Origin of the sequence: uncultured Paraglaciecola sp. (assembly GCF_913058035.1) — a bacterium.
Lineage (GTDB): Bacteria > Pseudomonadota > Gammaproteobacteria > Enterobacterales > Alteromonadaceae > Paraglaciecola.
This window is the reverse complement of the sequence record NZ_CAJXPA010000099.1, coordinates 1-16,889: the sequence shown is the minus strand read 5'-3', so window position 1 is coordinate 16,889 and position 16,889 is coordinate 1. Positions and strand designations below refer to the sequence as shown.

The window sequence follows — 16,889 nt, the reverse complement described above, 5'->3', positions numbered from 1 at the left end:
TACTTCAACTGTGTGTTATGTCGATTGAAAAGCTAAGTGGATAATTTTAAAAAAAGCCCCAAAAGCCCCAAAAGCCCTAAAAGCCCCCAAAGAATGCACAAGGAACGCCCAAAGATATTCATATTGTAAAGACTAAGATTTAAGCGTTGACCGATGGCTAGACTCGAAAAACATCTGCTAAAATTGCACCTTTGCGAATGCATTGCTGATACGTTGAAATTAGTAATATTAGTAGTATTAGTAGTATGTAAAATTAAATGGTATCCGCTATTTTCTGTGAATTTTTATAATTTAGTTTCTTATTAGTAGCGCAGTGTTTGAACTGTAATTTCTTATGTGACTTAAACAGAACTCACTTAATTCGATTAGCTGATCAGAAACAAATTTAGGTGGCGGATTGTCTGATTCCATCTTAGAAAAAGACATTGCCTTTAATCTTTCCCAAAATTCTTTATTACAATTTATTAACTGTGTTTGAAGGTTTTTAATCTCGCTCTCGAGATTAAAAACATTGTCATAGACCCCTTCAATATCAATACTGGTTAAGATATATGTAAGCACTGCTTGCATTACTGTGAAGTCAGTAGCTGCAGGTATTATTAATTTGGATACAAAAACATTATTTTTTTCACGAGTGATATTTGCAGGTAAATAATCTGTAATTCCTAATAAGTGGTTGGGGACTTTGTTTTGGCTTATAGATTTTACATAATTATCAATTTTGATTATTATTCCAATCTTAGTTTTTAGTATTAGAGGCACAGAGTATATCCACTGTGACGAGTGATCAATAAATCCATAGAGTAAAAATGTTATCACGGGATCATCTAGATTATATTGTGTAAATATTTCACGTCCTGCCTTTCCAATACCTGTAAATGTTCTCAAGTTGTCGGTTTTTTGATCCCTTTTAAAGCTAGAGGCTTCCATATGATGATTGACTAAATCAATAATTGGTATGAACGCATATTCAATATTATTCTTAGTTTTGGACCCGATTTTTCGTAGGTTTTTATCAGAAAACGACATAGTCCTAGAACCGAAAAAACTATGCAAAATAGCCTCTTCACTAACATTTTCAATCTTATTGGCCTTACAAGAAAGATAACTAGAGGAGTTAGAACGTGCACTCAGTATTTTGTTGATTAAATCTTCATGGCCAGCTAGCGCAAACAATGGGTAACTAGATTTCCAACTATTAATTTTGTTACATTCGTTATACAGATAAGCTAACAAATACATGATGTTTTTGGCATAGGGATTGAGCATGTTTTCTTTGCTGACACTACAATGATATTATCTGTTCCTAGTGTAAATTTATAATCTTTTACAAATGGCATACATTTAGTCGGTGCTTCCATTAAGATTTCGTCCGAGGTGCTTTCTTCCAAGTAGCGGATACAGACATCTCCGTCATTTTCATCGATCAACAATTTTTTATGAAAGAATGCGCCCATCCGTTCCATTTCTATTTTTAACCGCGTAATTGCGCGCACTACTTTGCGAGAGTTGCCAATCACATTGTCAATTTGATACTTTGGCTTTTTTTCTATCGGGTTATTAATCTTATTTTCATTATTTAGGAACGTGTTATCAGATGAAAGATTTTCTAATTGTTGGGTTTTCACATGTTCAATTGTAGATAGTCGTGATTCGATAACAGCGAACCATTTTTCATGCTTAAACTTGGTTTCCAGAGTCTGAAGTAAACTTGATTCATTCTCGAAAGCGCGGATGTCGTGGAAACCGTTCAAAACATCAACAACCTGTTTCTGACTGACAACCAATATCCCTTCAGATTTTATTTCTGCTGATACTCTCGACAAATAAATTAATGCATCATCGTGTTTTTGAGATTTAATTGCAGCATGAGCCAGCATAAGAGTTATCTCTGTACCATAGGCAATTACATTAATGAGTAATGGAGCATATTTTTCCAGGGTGGCGTAATCGTCTATTAAAAAAGCCATGGTAACTAACATGTAGCGTTGTTTAACTGATTTGAGCGACCCATCTATTTCTAAAAACTGCTTAAGATATGTAATGGCCTCATCTTTTTTGTTTAACTTTTCAGATATTATTGCCAAGTTATTGAGTGTTTTGGTTTTATTTTCAGAGTTTTCTGCGAAAGTTTGCGCTTGTTTCATTTTAACTAAAGCAAACGAATAATTCTTTTCATTAAAATGGCACGATGCTTCAACTTCCAACATCTCATATCTTTCCAAATTATTTTTGGGCGTTACTTTTTTAACGACTTGTAGCGCTTTCTTAAATTTACTTTTGGCAACTAGCTGTTTGGCTTGGGTAAGTTTAGTTGACATCAAATTCCTTAGTATTTTATGGTAAAATGGGAATAAGCTCCCCCTTTTACTGCAGGCATCTAATTAATCAATTTCATTTGAACCGTAAAGCCTGAAGAAAATTTTGGTTCAAATATAGATATTATTAATTGTAAGCCGGTTCCGGGTTATCAGACAAGCTAGAACTATTGAGGATTTATATGTGTTCTTTTGTTGATTATGCATTGTGTTAATCAGGAACCGTGCTTGTCTTAGAACAATCAAAGATCTCAGACATAGAAAAACCAACATGTACGCATAAATAGCAAAATTTTGTAAGGATAAATGCCGCCCCTTATCTTAATGATAAGCAACAGGCTCTATCTTTGGCGTAACCATGAGCAAAACTGGATATCCGAATACCTTGGGGCAGGAAAATCTGGGGAGCTTAACCGAATAAAACACATAACTGGATTTGGCGTTGCTTCAAAATCTATATTAATGATGTGGCCTAGACTCTTTTTGAGCGGGTGGATATTTTCGATCGTTTTGATGTTATGAGCATAAAACCATCCAGTAAAATCAAGTTCTATTAGTATATTGGTCAATCAAACTGACTAATCTTACATCTTCTGCTAATTATACTTGCATAACTGCCTCAAATCCGTAAAATACGGCGGCCTTTTATCTGGCTAGAAACTGTCAGAATTTAAGGTAAATTAAGTTAACGTTAACGCTACAACGAGTCTGAGGCATATATGGTTACTATTCGTTTACAGCGTGGTGGCGCTAAAAAGCGTCCATTTTATCAAGTAGTGGTTGCAGACAGTCGTCGTTCACGCGATGGCCGTTTTATTGAAAATATTGGTTTTTTCAATCCAACTGCAATGGGTCAAGAAGAGCGTTTACGCTTGGACTTAGGCCGCGTTGAGCATTGGGTTGGGGTAGGCGCAAGCTTATCTGACCGTGTTGCACGCTTGGTTAAAGATGCACAAAAGGTAGCTGCTTAATTGCAGTTGCGAAAAAGGGTTTAAGAAATGAGTCTTGCGTCTGACACATTAGTGATTGGCATAATTGGAGCACCTTACGGTGTTAAAGGTTGGGTCAAAATCACCTCTCATACTCATGATTTAGACGGCGTATTTGCTTACACTCCTTGGCTATTGGGTCAAGTGGAAGAAAGCAAAGATTACGTTGTTGACCAGTGGCGGACCCACAATAAAGGTCTAGTTGCCAAATTGGTTGGGGTGGATAATCGAGACGATGCCGAAGGTATCAAAAATCTTGAGATTTCCATAAAAGCAGAAATGCTACCTGAATTAGATGACAGCGATGTTTATTGGCGTGAGTTAGTCGGCATGCAGGTTGTGACTGATAAAGGTTACAACTTGGGTGTTATTAAAGAGTTATTCGAAACGGGTGCTAATGACGTATTGTTAGTTAAAGCCAATTTGAATGATGCTTTTGGTCAAAAAGAACGCATGGTTCCTTATTTGTTAGAGCAAGTGATCAAACAAGTGGACCGGCAGGCGAAAACGGTCACAGTGGATTGGGATCCTGCATTTTAATGCAAGAACCTAGTCGGGAACCGAGTCGTTGGTATGGTGTTATAAGTCTGTTTCCAGAAATGTTCCAGACTTTTACCCAGCAGGGAGTAGTAGGGCGAGCCGTGAAAAACGGATTGTTACAAGTAGAGTGTTTTAATCCAAGAGACTTTACTTTCGACAAACATCGCACTGTTGATGACCGACCATACGGTGGTGGACCTGGCATGCTGATGATGGTTCAGCCATTAAAAGACGCTATTCTGGCAGCTAAAGAGGCTGCAGGAAGAAAAACAAAAGTGGTTTACCTTTCTCCACAAGGGAAAAAGCTGGATCAAGCAGGAGTGAAACAGCTTTCTGAAAATGAAAGTTTGATTCTAGTAGCTGGTCGATATGAAGGTATCGACGAACGGGTAATACAAACACACGTTGACGAGGAATGGTCGATAGGTGATTACGTGTTAAGCGGCGGCGAATTACCTGCGATGGTTCTAATGGATGCAATTTCAAGGTTTGTACCCGGTGTGTTAGGGCATGACCAATCTGCCGAGCAAGACTCTTTTAGTCACGGTTTGTTAGATTGTCCGCACTACACTCGGCCAGAAGACTTGGATGGCGAGCTTGTTCCCAAAGTGCTATTGAGCGGCGACCACAAAAAAATCAAGCAGTGGCGGTTACAACAGTCGTTAGGTAGAACCTGGCAACGACGCCCTGAATTATTAAACGATTTAGCTCTGACTGAGGAGCAGCAAAAATTGTTAGATTTATATCTACAACCTTTGCCGCAGCATGATGACAGTTAACCTAGAATGAGAGGATATGATGAGTAAAGTAAATCAAGACATCATCAAGAAAATTGAAGAAGCGCAGCTGAAAACTGACGTTCCGGCATTTAGTGCTGGTGACACAGTCGTTGTGCAAGTACGCGTTAAAGAAGGCGAAAAAGAACGTCTTCAGGCTTACGAAGGCGTAGTAATCGCTAAACGTAACCGTGGCCTACACTCTGCTTTTACAGTTCGTAAGATTTCTAACGGCGAAGGTGTTGAGCGTATATTCCAAACACACAGCCCGGCAGTCAGTTCTATTGAAGTGAAACGTCGTGGTGCTGTTCGTCGCGCCAAACTTTATTACTTGCGTGAACGCTCTGGTCGTTCTGCACGTATTAAAGAAAAGCTAGGTTAATTTAAATTTTGCGTTACCGTTAACTTAATAAGAAAACCCGCCTTCTGGCGGGTTTTTGCTATCTGCAGTGTTAAAACTATTTTTTAACTCGTTTTTAATTAGTTTTCGATCTTTTTTCATCATTTTATTTATTTAACTTTCCTTTCCTATACAACGACTACTAATTATTAAACTAAATTTTGTGTGTCACACCTTTTAATTCGTTTAGTGCTCTGTGTATCTTGATTACATCAGTAGGCAGTGCCATAGAAGAGCCGTTTGAGATTTTCCTACCTCTAGTGGATCAGAGTTTTCATGGGGCCACACTAACCGTTTTTGGCTCAATGTACGCCACGCGTTGTTATGTTCTATTCTCAAAGGTATTAAACTTGATATTTTGATGATGTGTTAGATTGAGATAGTTCGACTACCATTGCTATCTCACAACACGATGTCAGCGCTTAAACCTTCATCTAAAGTAATAGACATTTTTTGTAGCTGGGTATTGCATGTGTTAACCACGTTAGTTGAAGTGACGGTAATAAATTGCTGTCTAAATAGCGACATAATGGGTTAGGTTTATATTGGTGCAAGCATATACTTCAAGATCGTCTTTAATCATTATAAATTTGATGTCAGGAAATTTGTCACAAAAAAACATTATTTATTAGTTCCATTACATCTAAATGGTGCAGGGCATAGTTTTAGCTAAAAATACTTATTTGATCAGTAAAGGTAATTTGTTATCTATAGCTGTCCATTCATCTGCATCTGCAGGTGGTGCCTTTAACTCAATAATATTTGGCCATACTTCAGCTAGTTCGGCGTTGAGTTGTAAGTAGTGTTTTTGATTCTCAGGTAAATGAGTGTCCTCAAATATCGCTTCTACCGGACATTCCGGTACACATAACCCACAATCGATACAGATATCAGGGTGGATAACCAAAAAATTCTCACCTTCATAAAAGGCATCTACCGGGCAAACAGATACACAGTCGGTAAATTTACATTTGATGCAGCTGTCAGTGACTACAAAGGTCATAGCGTTGGGTATCTTTGTTTAATTTTTGTAATTCTGCTGATCATAAAGTAGCGACAGTAAAAAACAACTGTTGTGTCTTTAATAGAATATATAATTTACCTGTCCTAAGCATGTTATCTGACATAAAATACACAGCCTTAGATAATTAAGGGCTGCGCCAAAAATAGGCGAGTTATTTATGTTTGACCATTGGAAACCTTATGTTGCGTTTAAACGAAGTTAAATTACCGTTAAATCATAATGAAGAAGCATTGCCTGCCGCCATTTTGAAGAAGTTGGGAATTGCCATAAAAGATATGTTGTCTTTTGAGGTTCATAAACGTGCTTATGATGCTCGTAACAAATCAGATATTTTGTTGATTTATATTGTTGATGTTGAGGTGACGAGCCAGTCTGAGCTGTTAGCACAGTTCATCGATGATCCTCATGTACGCGAAACCCCAGACATGACATATAAGTTTGTAGCTCAGGCACCACAATATATGAGCGCTCGCCCAGTGGTAATTGGTCTTGGCCCTTGTGGTTTGTTTGCTGCTTTAATTTTAGCGCAAATGGGTTTTAAACCTATAGTGCTAGAGCGCGGTAAGGCCGTGCGTGAACGCACCAAAGATGTGTTTGGTTTTTGGCGTAATAAACCTCTTGATACTGAGTCCAATGTACAATTTGGTGAGGGTGGGGCAGGTACTTTCTCAGATGGTAAACTATACAGCCAAATTAAAGATCGTAAACATTATGGCCGTAAGGTATTACATGAATTTGTTGCAGCTGGCGCTCCAGAAGAAATATTATATGTGAGCAAACCTCATATCGGTACCTTTAAGCTGGTTAACATGGTTGAAAAAATGCGTGCTCAAATCATCGAATTAGGCGGTGAAATTAGATTTGGTACCAGAGTCGATAAATTAGATGTTCAAGAGCAAAAGCTGAAAGGTTTGTATTTATCCACGGGTGAACATTTGGCTTGTGAACATGCTGTTTTGGCAGTAGGACATAGCGCAAGAGACACCTTTGAAATGTTATACGAACAAGGTGTTTACGTAGAAGCTAAACCATTCTCAATCGGCTTTAGAATAGAACACGAACAGTCGATGATCGATGAAAGTCGCTTTGGCGATAATGCCGGCAATCCCATTTTAGGTGCTGCTGATTATAAATTAGTGCATCACTGTAAAAATGGTCGCTCAGTTTACAGTTTTTGTATGTGTCCTGGAGGAACTGTGGTGGCTGCTGCTTCTGAAGCAGGCAGAGTTGTTACCAATGGCATGAGCCAATATTCTCGTCATGAAAGAAATGCAAATAGTGCAATTGTAGTGGGCATCACACCAGAACAAGATTACCCGGAACATCCTTTAGCGGGTATTGCATTACAGCGCCAACTTGAAGAACTCGCTTACAAGGTAGGTGGCGAAAATTACCATGCACCCGCACAATTGATAGGTGATTTTTTGCAGGGTAAATCAAGTGAACAACTAGGTGAGGTTAATTCGTCTTATACGCCAGGTATTACATTGACTGATTTATCCAAAGTTGTGCCAAAATATGTGATTGACGCCATTCAAGAGGCGATCCCTGCCTTTGACAAAAAGATTAAAGGATTTGCTAAAGCGGATGGATTGTTGACCGGTGTAGAAACCCGCACATCTTCACCTATTTGTATTAAACGTGGTAAAGATCTGCAAAGTATTAATACTGGTGGTTTATATCCGGCCGGTGAGGGAGCGGGTTATGCGGGGGGGATTTGGTCAGCAGGCATTGATGGAATAAAAGTAGCCGAAGCTCTGGCTTTGGATATTCTAGCTCAAAGCCAAATGAATTAGACACAGACATTGAAACATCCCAGAAATTTACATCAAGATAGTTATCCGTTAGCGCAACTGGTTCAGAGTTATCCCATCTTGCAGTCACATATTTTAGTTAAGCCTGACGGTGGTAGTAGTATAAATTTTGCTAACGCAAATGCTGTTAAAGCACTCAATGCAGCATTATTAGCGCATTATTATCAGGTTGAATTGTGGGATATTCCAAGTGGATATTTATGTCCTCCTGTTCCTGGTAGGGCTGATTATGTGCATTATTTAGCTGATCTACTAGCCAAAGATAATCATCATATAGTACCTAAAGGAAAAACTATCAAAGGTTTAGATATTGGTACTGGGGCAAATGTTATTTATCCAATTATTGCGACTAGATCATATGGCTGGCAAATGGTGGGTTCAGACATTGATCCTAGATCGATTAAGGCAGCCGTCGCTATTATTGACTCAAACTCTGTTTTAACCGGTAACATCAATATTAGAAAACAAGACAGTCAGCAAAATATTTTTACTGATGTGGTAAAGGCAGATGAACACTTTGCTTTTTGTATGTGTAACCCGCCATTTCATCATTCAGCTGAGCAAGCCAAAGCGGCTTCCCAGCGAAAAGTTCAGAATTTAACCAAGAATAAGGTAAAGCGAGGCAGTCACGAAGACACTCAAAAGCGCGGTAATACACTTAATTTTGCCGGACAATCGAACGAGCTGTGGTGTGAGGGAGGGGAACTGCAGTTTATCCAACGAATGATTGCTGAAAGCCGTGAGTATGCTTCTCAAATAAACTGGTTTAGCAGCTTGGTGTCAAAAAAAGACAACCTACAGCACATATACAAAAGTTTGCGTCACCAGGGCATTTCTGATGTTAAAACTATCGAGATGGCACAAGGGAAAAAAGTCAGCCGTTTTGTGGCGTGGCGTTTCTAAAAAAGGCTTGAGCGAGGTAACATGAACGATATAACCGAAAAACAAAAAATGTTGCAAGGACTTGAGTATTTTCCAAGTGACAAGTCATTGCAACAAGACAGAGCTAAAGCCAAAAAGCTTTGTCAGCAGTTTAATCAGTTTGATATCGATGCTAGAAAGGGTAGTCGAAAAATTATTCAATCATTATTCAGTGAATGTGGCGGAGCTTGGATAGAGCCTAATTTTTATTGTGATTATGGTTACAATATTTCTTGTGGTAAAAACTTTTATGCCAATCATGGCTTAGTTATTTTAGATGCTGCAATGGTTACTTTTGGTAATGATGTCATGATTGCTCCCGGTGTCATGATTTCAACCTCGACTCATCCTCTAAATCCTGTTAAACGTAATAAAGGTATTGAAACGGCTAAACCAATAAATATTGGTAATAACGTTTGGATTGGCATGGGCGCCAAGATATTAGAGGGCGTGAATATTGGCGATAATGCTGTAATTGCAGCAGGCGCTGTAGTTAATAAAGATATTCCCACTAATACTTTAGTGGCGGGTGTTCCGGCTAAAGTTATTAAAGTTTTGAGTTAAATACAGACATAAATATTAAGTAAAGTTGTTTGTAGATATTGCTAATGGCCATGGCAAAATAGTCTGGTTGAAAATTTTATCTTATTCGGTAAACAAATGGAGTCGTTTTATGTCAAATCAAACTAGTTGGACAATGCGTGCATTGGACAAAGTGGAAAGAGCTGGAAATAAGTTACCTGATCCAGCTATTATCTTTTTGTTTTGTCTGGTTGTGGTGTGGGTATTGTCAGCCATATTGTCAAACTTCAGTTTCAGTGCAATAGATCCTAGAACTGCTGAAGCTGTGGTAGTTAACAATTTATTAACGGGCGATTCTTTGGCAGACTTTTTGTCTAGGATGGTAACAATATTTACTGGCTTTGCCCCTCTAGGCGTGGTGTTGGTTGCTATGTTGGGTGTGGGGGTCGCAGAACATTCAGGGTTTATTAGTGCTGGTTTAAAACGTATGCTCGACTCAACGCCCAAAACATTGTTAACACCTATGGTGGTGTTAGTGGCAATTGTTAGCCATACCGCAACAGACGCAGGATATGTCTTGGTTATTCCTTTAGCAGGCGTTATTTTCTATGCAATGGGTAGACATCCATTAGCTGGAATTGCCGCCGCATTTGCTGGGGTTAGTGGTGGTTTTTGCGCCAATTTTATTCCATCAGCTATAGACCCTTTACTACAAAGTTTTACGCAAAGTGCAGCGCAAATTATTGATCCTGATATTCAAGTAAATCCGCTGAATAACTGGTTTTTTAATTCTGCCTCAACTTTATTGGTGGTGAGTATCGGTTGGTATTTAACTGATAAGGTTATTGAGCCCCGCTTAAAAGATGTTGAAGTTGATGGCGACCCTGCTGATATCCCTAAGTTTGATGAGTTAAACGCAAAACAAAGTAGGGCATTAAAGTTTGCTTCTTTGACAATGTTGGGGGGTCTTGTTGCTTTAGTCGCTGTTTTATATCCTAACTCTTCACCATTTAGAGCACCCACTGGTGAGTTAACATCATTCACAGCACCTATTATGCAATCTATTGTTCCAATCATCTTTCTACTATTTTTGTTACCAGGTGTGGTGTTTGGTTTTATGTCGGGCACGTTCAAATCAAGTAAAGATATGATCGACACTATGACGAAAGCTATGCAAGGCATGAGTTATTATATTGTGATGGCTTTTTTCTGTTCGTTGTTTATTGATGCATTTGGTAAGTCAAACTTAGGTGCATTATTGGCAATAGAAGGAGCGGAAGTATTAAAAACATTGGCATTACCGAGTATGGTGACAATAGTCGGTATTATCTTTTTGACTGCTTTTGTGAATCTTTTCGTGGGCTCATCATCTGCTAAGTGGGCTTTGTTAGGTCCTATATTTGTGCCTATGTTGATGCAGTTAAATATTTCGCCAGATTTGACCCAAGCGGCATATCGAGTTGGGGATTCGTCTTCCAATATTATCACGCCATTGATGCCGTATTTTCCTTTAGTAGTGGTGTATTGCCAACGTTATGTTAAGTCGACAGGCATCGGTACTCTTTTGTCATTAATGTTACCTTACTCTATCAGTCTTTTGTTGCTTTGGTCTGTGTTTTTACTGGCTTATTGGGGGCTGGGTATGCCTCTTGGGATCCAATCAAATTATATTTATCCTGCTGGTTAATGGTCATATTTGGCTACCTTCATAAATAGGTGGCCATATTAGTGACTGATAAATCTCTACGATATTTTATGTCTGTTTTCAGCTGTGTTGGTTTAGTTACTTTTATGAATTATCGCCTGATTTATAAGCAAGTAACCTAAAAAACGCAATTAAAACTTGTTGTCTATTTTAATAGCTGGTAAAAAGTCAATCCATTTTAGAAAAGAATATAATTCATGGTGTATTTAAATCGTTACACACCGTAAGCGTTATAGAAATGAAAGTTGTATTGGGTCCGTTTGTATGCTGATCCAATGCCAAATTTAAGTTTATTTTAGAAGAGTCAAATCATGTTACGTGACAGCATCAATAATATTAATATTTCCTCTGAGGAGGTATTAGTAACTCCTCAAGCGTTAAAGTCAGAGTTACCAGTAAGTGATTCAGCTTTACAAGTTATCCAATCATCTAGACAAGTCATTAGCGATATTTTGCATCGCAAAGATCATCGGTTTTTGCTGATATGTGGCCCTTGTTCCATACACGATATTGAAGCGGCAAAAGAGTATGCCATCAAGCTCAAAGAGCTACACGAAAGCTGCAAAGACACCCTCTATATTGTAATGCGTGTATACTTTGAAAAGCCTCGTACTACCGTTGGTTGGAAAGGATTAATCAACGACCCGCATATTAATGATACCTTTGATATTGAAACCGGTTTACGTAAAGCTCGGGAATTATTGATTTGGTTGGCTGAACTGGAATTGCCCGTCGCAACGGAAGCACTAGATCCAATTAGCCCACAATATCTAGCTGAACTGTTTAGTTGGTCTGCAATTGGTGCGCGTACCTCAGAGTCACAAACACATAGAGAAATGGCCAGTGGTTTATCTATGCCTGTTGGTTTTAAAAATGGTACTGATGGCAGCTTAGGTATTGCGATCAATGCTCTACAATCAGCCGCATCGGGTCATAGTTTTATGGGGATTAATGGTGAAGGACAAGTCAGCGTTATCACCACTCAAGGTAATCCTGACGGTCATATTATTTTACGTGGTGGCAAACAACCAAATTATGACTCCGTTTGTGTTGCTGACTGTGAAGCTGAATTAGACAAAGTGAGTTTGAATGCTGGGTTAGTCATTGACTGCAGTCACGCAAATTCAAGCAAAGATTTTAGCAGGCAACCTTTGGTAGCAAAAAATGTTGTTAACCAAATCTTAGAAGGCAATGATTCGGTTATTGGTATTATGTTAGAAAGTCACTTAAATCACGGTAATCAGAGTAGTTCGGGTAAAACCCCAGCCGATTTAGAATATGGAGTATCTATTACGGATGGTTGTATTAATTGGCAAACTACTGAAGATTTGATTAATCACATGCGAGATAAGTTGATAACCGTATTACCAATGCGGTTAAATAGGTTTAATGAAGCGCAAAGCTAGGAAAATTTATGTCCGTACCCATAGAACTCAATATATTAAGACAACAGATAGATGAAATTGATAGTCAGTTAGTTGAGTTGTTGGCGAGACGGGCAAAAATAACCGCAGAAGTAGGAAAGTATAAAAGTCAGGTTGGCTTACCCATATATGTTCCCGAGCGTGAAGCCGAGCTGATTGCCAAAAGACGGGCAGAAGCAGAACAACAAAATGTATCCCCCATCTTAATTGAAGATTTGCTACGCAGGATCATCCGAGAGTCTTACCATACCCAGAACGTTGAGTATTTATGCACTAACTCACAAATAAAAAAAATTGTGGTGGTCGGCGGTGCAGGTGCACTGGGTAGGATTTTTGTCGATATGTTCAAGCGCAGTGGATATTCAGTCCAGTTACTTGAACAACATGACTGGCCACATGCAGATTCTATTCTCAGTGATGCTGGTTTAGTGTTAGTTGCAGTCCCCATCAAGTTATCTGAGAGTGTAATATGTAAACTGACATGTTTGCCTTTAGATTGCGTGTTAGTGGACATCACTAGCACAAAACAAAAACCACTAGCTGCCATGATGGCAGTTCATGCAGGACCTGTTTTAGGTTTACACCCAATGTTTGGGCCAGATGTACCGAGCTTAGTTAAACAGATAGTAGTGGTATGTCATGGACGCCATGCTGAGCAGTATGAATGGCTATTACAGCAAATTCGTATTTGGGGAGGAGTATTACAGCAGACCACGGCTAAAGAGCATGACGATGCCATGGTATTTATTCAGGTTATGAGGCATTTCTGTAGCTTCGTGTTTGGCTCACATTTGGCTAGTGAAAATCCGAACTTACAGCAGCTGATATCATTAAGTTCTCCTATTTACCGATTAGAATTGGCAATGGTAGGTCGATTATTTGCTCAAGATCCAGCGTTATATGCCGATATAATTTTTGATAACGAAGACAGTGTTGCTTTACTTACTGAATTCAGTGTGAAATTTAACCAAGCTCTGGCATTGGTTGAAAATAACAACAAAGGTGAGTTTATCAAACAGTTTTATAAAATTGGCTCTTGGTTTGGTGATTATTCTAAACAATGTTTAATTAGTAGTAGAAAACTTTTACTTAAAGCAGATGACGACCGTTCACTAAGTGAGGATCGTTAGTTTGTATGTTTAATGATGCGTTTATTGTTTTATTGTCTGTCTTTACTGTCTGTTTTTATTTTAGCTTTAGACCGTTTATATACATAGACATTGATAGTGGTTGAAATTAAGAAGGAAGTACGATGTCTTTAAAAACGCGATTATTAGTTGCGATATTATTTATTTTGTTGTGTTCGATAGTGTTAATGGGAGTGGTATCTGTCAATGTTGCGGTAAGTGAATCGAACGATGCACTCACCAAAGCGGCTAAAGAGCGCTTGATTTCGCAGAATGTTCAAACTGGTGAAGCAATCAATGAGTACTTCAAATTTATAACATCGCAAATTCGTACAAAATCATTTAACGTTTCTCTGATTGATGCGGCAGAAAAGTTTATTCCTGCGTTTGATAAGTATGTATCTGAACGTGGCAGTGTTAGTGCTTCACAAAAAAGATTGTTAGAAAATTATTATTCATCAGACTTTACTCAACAATATAACGAGAGTAACCCAGAAAAATTAACTGATGCTGCTTCGGCCCTTGATGGCGTCAGTCAAACTGCCTTGGCTTTTCAATATGATTTTATTGCGGGTTCGTCTTTTGCTTTAGGTGAAAAAGATGGCTTAACAGATTTAGCCAATAATTCCACTTACGCTCAGTTGCATAACAAATACCACCCTGATATGCGCCAGTTTTTGCAGGAATTTGGTTATTACGACATTTTTATAGTAGATATTGATAACGGCAATATCGTTTACAGTGTTTTTAAAGAATTAGATTATGCCACTAGCATTATGACTGGGCCATATGCAGAATCTGGCATTGGCGAAGCTTTTTCTGCAGCAAGTAATGCCCAAAAAGGTGATGTGTTTTTTAGTGAGTTTAAAAAGTATCGCCCATCTTATGACGCGTTAGCTGGATTTGCTTCTAGTCCTATTTATTCGAACGGTCAGGCTATCGCTGTATTGATTTTCCAAATGCCTATGGAGAGGATCAATAACGTATTAACTCACAATACATTGTGGTCACAGAAGGGTTTCGGTGAGTCTGGAGAAACATATTTAATTAATGACAACAGTGTTTTACTAAATGAAAGCCGCTTTTTTGTTGAAGATAAACCAAGTTATTTAAATGCGATAAGCAGTAAGTATCCTCTTCAAGCACAACTTATTAGAAAAAAAGGTACCTCAATTGGTATTCAACCTGTTGACTCTGATGCAGCTAAAAAAGCACTACGAGGTTAAACCGGTTTTGAACGTATAATTGATTATAGAAATGTAGAAGTTTTTTCCTCTTACTCCCCTTTGAAAATTGGTAAATTTAATTATGCATTGATGGCCGAGTTAGATGTCGAAGAAGCATTAAGGTCGGCAACGACAGTAAGAAATAATTTGATAACTTCCGCTTTGATTTCGGCACTTTTAATTATCGGCTTGTCGGTAGTGGTGGTATTAATAATGGCAGCAAGGATCGTGCGACCACTTAACTCTCTGGGTAAGGCATGTGAAGAATTATCTGAGGGTGAAGGGGACCTGACAATCCAGCTTAAAATGTCCAAAATCCCAGAAATAGATCGGATTTCTAGTGGCTTCAACACCTTTATTAGGCAGATTCACGAGATTATTTCACAAGTAAAAATAAATGCAGATAGCTTGTCATCGGCTTCGCAAGAGTTAAGCGTTATTACCTCAGATAGCAGTGAAAAAACTACTCAACAACGTGACCAAACACATATGGTATCCACAGCTATGCAGCAACTGTCTCTGGCTGTCACAGACGTTAGTAAATCAACTCAAAAAACCAATACACAGAGTATAGAGGCCCAAGTAAGTTTAAAAGAAAATATGAAACGGGCTGACCTAGCAGCACAAAATATCAAGCTTTTGGTACAGCTAATAAGTGATTCAGGTAAGGTGATTGTAGGCTTGAAGGATGAAGTGAATCAAATAACTACAGTACTAAATGTGATCACAAGTATTGCCGATCAAACAAATTTATTGGCCCTCAATGCAGCTATTGAAGCAGCTAGAGCCGGAGAAGCAGGAAGAGGATTCTCAGTTGTGGCTGACGAAGTCAGGGCCTTAGCTACTCGCTCTCAGGAAAGTACAGTTGAAATTTCTAAATTAGTTGAAGTGATGAATCAATCCGCCACTAAATCGGTTGATTCTATGGAGCGGGCGACGGTAGCTGCAAGAGGTGGTATACATTTAGTTGATTTAGTTACGGTTGCTATGGATGAATTGTCTACTAACCTTCATCAAGTGTTACTACTAACTGAAACAGTGGCTGCTGCTACAGAAGAACAGGATCAAGCTTCAGTTTCAGTAGTCATGAGCGTCAAAAGCATTAGTGAACTTGCTAGTGATGTGGAAGAAGGTTCTAAACAAACCAGTACTGCTGCAGAAAACCTAGCTGAGATAGCCGCACATACGCATGACTTAGTTCAACGTTTTAAAATATAGAAAGGGTATACTTTAAAAACGGATAATGGCTAATCTTAGCCATTTGTAATGGCATCACCTTCGAAGTGCTTTAGCTATTCAGCTAAAGCACTCACTGCGGCAATTCTCGTTGGGTTTATCTCTTCACTAGGATAACAACCTAAGACCTTAAAATATCGCGTTATGGCTTTTAATTCTTCCAGTGCTTGCTGCATTGGTCCATCTTGTACATTACCCTCAACATCGAGATAAAACATTTCTTCCCAAGGATTACCAGTTATTGGCCTAGACTCAAGCTTGGTCATATTGATCTTGTTATCTCGAAGTACCATTAACGCCTCCACTAGTGCCCCCGATTTTTGAACTGTAGACATAACCAAGGTAGTTTTTGCTGGAACTTGTAATGGAACATTGACAGATTTGCGAGCAACAACAAAAAAACGGCTATGATTTTCTTTTTGGTTCGCTAAATTCGATTTAATGGCATGCAAACCATACAAACTGCCACCTGTTTCACTACCCATTGCCGCAATATCATCTCTATTTAGCTCGGCCACTTTCAGCATAGCTGCAGAAGTACTATCGCAAGGTTTCACTTCTACGTTACCTAACTCTGCAAGGAAGTGGCTACACTGTGCAAATACTTGCGGATGTGCGTACAAAGTTTTTACCTTGCTAACATCAGTTTCTTGATTGACTAACAGTGCATGTTTAATGGGATGGGTGAGTTCACCGACAATTGAAAGCTGAGTATGTTGAAGTTGATCATATACCTCATTAATACTGCCTGATGAGGTATTTTCAATAGGTAGTACGCCATAATCGGCTTCGTTATTCTCTACTTTTTTTATATGCTCAAAAAAGCTATGACATCCTATTCAATGAAACTTACAGGTCCTCTTTGAT

15 protein-coding genes and 1 pseudogene are annotated in these 16,889 nt (G+C 38.7%); 12 read left to right on the top strand and 4 right to left on the bottom strand.

What is annotated here, in order from left to right:
* Positions 1–291: 291 nt before the first annotated feature.
* Entirely contained in the window at positions 292–1,269 is a 978-nt protein-coding gene (locus tag QZ562_RS13390) for a hypothetical protein (RefSeq protein ID WP_293760916.1), read from the bottom strand.
* Positions 1,230–2,321: a tetratricopeptide repeat protein gene (locus QZ562_RS13385; RefSeq protein WP_293760913.1), complete on the bottom strand. Its 1,092-nt coding sequence runs from the start codon at positions 2,319–2,321 to the stop codon at positions 1,230–1,232. The genes QZ562_RS13390 and QZ562_RS13385 overlap by 40 nt, the downstream gene beginning before the upstream one ends.
* A gap of 716 nt (positions 2,322–3,037) precedes the next feature.
* Here QZ562_RS13385 and rpsP point away from each other — a divergent pair.
* From rpsP to rplS, 4 genes are read left to right on the top strand one after another with little or no spacing between them, the layout of a single operon-like run.
* On the top strand, positions 3,038–3,289 hold the full coding sequence (gene rpsP / locus QZ562_RS13380) for a 30S ribosomal protein S16 (RefSeq protein WP_293760910.1): 252 nt from the start codon (positions 3,038–3,040) through the stop codon (positions 3,287–3,289).
* A gap of 27 nt (positions 3,290–3,316) precedes the next feature.
* Positions 3,317–3,847, top strand: coding sequence for a ribosome maturation factor RimM (gene rimM, locus QZ562_RS13375; protein ID WP_293760907.1), 531 nt, complete (start codon positions 3,317–3,319; stop codon positions 3,845–3,847).
* Positions 3,847–4,626 (top strand): tRNA (guanosine(37)-N1)-methyltransferase TrmD, encoded by a 780-nt coding sequence (gene trmD, locus QZ562_RS13370; protein WP_293760905.1) that lies wholly within the window; start codon positions 3,847–3,849, stop codon positions 4,624–4,626. The genes rimM and trmD overlap by 1 nt, the downstream gene beginning before the upstream one ends.
* 19 nt (positions 4,627–4,645) lie before the next feature.
* Entirely contained in the window at positions 4,646–5,005 is a 360-nt protein-coding gene (gene rplS, locus QZ562_RS13365; protein WP_101198074.1) for a 50S ribosomal protein L19, read from the top strand.
* A 697-nt stretch (positions 5,006–5,702) separates the two neighbouring features.
* Here rplS and fdxA read toward each other — a convergent pair.
* A complete protein-coding gene (fdxA, locus tag QZ562_RS13360) occupies positions 5,703–6,026 on the bottom strand; it encodes a ferredoxin FdxA (RefSeq protein ID WP_293760900.1) in 324 nt (107 codons plus the stop codon).
* A gap of 200 nt (positions 6,027–6,226) precedes the next feature.
* Between fdxA and QZ562_RS13355 the strand changes: the two genes are divergently transcribed.
* The 8 genes from QZ562_RS13355 to QZ562_RS13320 all read left to right on the top strand — a co-directional run bounded on the left by QZ562_RS13355 (position 6,227) and on the right by QZ562_RS13320 (position 16,004).
* Positions 6,227–7,843 carry an NAD(P)/FAD-dependent oxidoreductase gene (locus tag QZ562_RS13355; RefSeq protein WP_293760898.1) on the top strand — a complete coding sequence of 539 codons (1,617 nt, stop codon included), beginning with the start codon at positions 6,227–6,229 and terminating at the stop codon, positions 7,841–7,843.
* A gap of 9 nt (positions 7,844–7,852) precedes the next feature.
* Positions 7,853–8,764 (top strand): 23S rRNA (adenine(1618)-N(6))-methyltransferase RlmF, encoded by a 912-nt coding sequence (rlmF, locus tag QZ562_RS13350; protein ID WP_293760894.1) that lies wholly within the window; start codon positions 7,853–7,855, stop codon positions 8,762–8,764.
* Positions 8,765–8,785: 21 nt separating this feature from the next.
* Entirely contained in the window at positions 8,786–9,346 is a 561-nt protein-coding gene (locus QZ562_RS13345; protein WP_293760892.1) for a sugar O-acetyltransferase, read from the top strand.
* Between the two features lie 109 nt (positions 9,347–9,455).
* Positions 9,456–10,991, top strand: a complete 1,536-nt coding sequence (locus tag QZ562_RS13340) for an AbgT family transporter (RefSeq protein ID WP_293760889.1) — start codon at positions 9,456–9,458, stop codon at positions 10,989–10,991.
* A gap of 329 nt (positions 10,992–11,320) precedes the next feature.
* Positions 11,321–12,415 (top strand): 3-deoxy-7-phosphoheptulonate synthase, encoded by a 1,095-nt coding sequence (locus QZ562_RS13335; protein ID WP_293760887.1) that lies wholly within the window; start codon positions 11,321–11,323, stop codon positions 12,413–12,415.
* A gap of 8 nt (positions 12,416–12,423) precedes the next feature.
* Positions 12,424–13,563, top strand: a complete 1,140-nt coding sequence (gene tyrA, locus QZ562_RS13330) for a bifunctional chorismate mutase/prephenate dehydrogenase (RefSeq protein WP_293760885.1) — start codon at positions 12,424–12,426, stop codon at positions 13,561–13,563.
* Between the two features lie 122 nt (positions 13,564–13,685).
* A complete protein-coding gene (locus tag QZ562_RS13325) occupies positions 13,686–14,786 on the top strand; it encodes a hypothetical protein (RefSeq protein ID WP_293760882.1) in 1,101 nt (366 codons plus the stop codon).
* Between the two features lie 147 nt (positions 14,787–14,933).
* The gene (locus QZ562_RS13320) at positions 14,934–16,004 is read left to right on the top strand and encodes a methyl-accepting chemotaxis protein (RefSeq protein WP_293760880.1); all 1,071 of its coding nucleotides are present in this window, start codon (positions 14,934–14,936) and stop codon (positions 16,002–16,004) included.
* A 74-nt stretch (positions 16,005–16,078) separates the two neighbouring features.
* Here QZ562_RS13320 and QZ562_RS13315 read toward each other — a convergent pair.
* Positions 16,079–16,861 (bottom strand): annotated as a pseudogene (locus tag QZ562_RS13315) (prephenate dehydratase domain-containing protein); the annotation flags it as partial.
* Between the last annotated feature and the right edge of the window lie 28 nt (positions 16,862–16,889).

Coding starts and splice junctions, on each gene's coding strand:
- rimM (WP_293760907.1), top strand. CDS start 3,317: ATGAGTCTTGCGTCTGACACATTAGTGATTGGCATAATTGGAGCACCT.
- fdxA (WP_293760900.1), bottom strand. CDS start 6,026: ATGACCTTTGTAGTCACTGACAGCTGCATCAAATGTAAATTTACCGAC.
- tyrA (WP_293760885.1), top strand. CDS start 12,424: ATGTCCGTACCCATAGAACTCAATATATTAAGACAACAGATAGATGAA.
- rpsP (WP_293760910.1), top strand. CDS start 3,038: ATGGTTACTATTCGTTTACAGCGTGGTGGCGCTAAAAAGCGTCCATTT.
- QZ562_RS13335 (WP_293760887.1), top strand. CDS start 11,321: ATGTTACGTGACAGCATCAATAATATTAATATTTCCTCTGAGGAGGTA.
- QZ562_RS13385 (WP_293760913.1), bottom strand. CDS start 2,321: ATGTCAACTAAACTTACCCAAGCCAAACAGCTAGTTGCCAAAAGTAAA.
- QZ562_RS13325 (WP_293760882.1), top strand. CDS start 13,686: ATGTCTTTAAAAACGCGATTATTAGTTGCGATATTATTTATTTTGTTG.
- trmD (WP_293760905.1), top strand. CDS start 3,847: ATGCAAGAACCTAGTCGGGAACCGAGTCGTTGGTATGGTGTTATAAGT.
- QZ562_RS13355 (WP_293760898.1), top strand. CDS start 6,227: ATGTTGCGTTTAAACGAAGTTAAATTACCGTTAAATCATAATGAAGAA.
- rplS (WP_101198074.1), top strand. CDS start 4,646: ATGAGTAAAGTAAATCAAGACATCATCAAGAAAATTGAAGAAGCGCAG.
- QZ562_RS13340 (WP_293760889.1), top strand. CDS start 9,456: ATGTCAAATCAAACTAGTTGGACAATGCGTGCATTGGACAAAGTGGAA.
- QZ562_RS13390 (WP_293760916.1), bottom strand. CDS start 1,269: ATGCTCAATCCCTATGCCAAAAACATCATGTATTTGTTAGCTTATCTG.
- QZ562_RS13345 (WP_293760892.1), top strand. CDS start 8,786: ATGAACGATATAACCGAAAAACAAAAAATGTTGCAAGGACTTGAGTAT.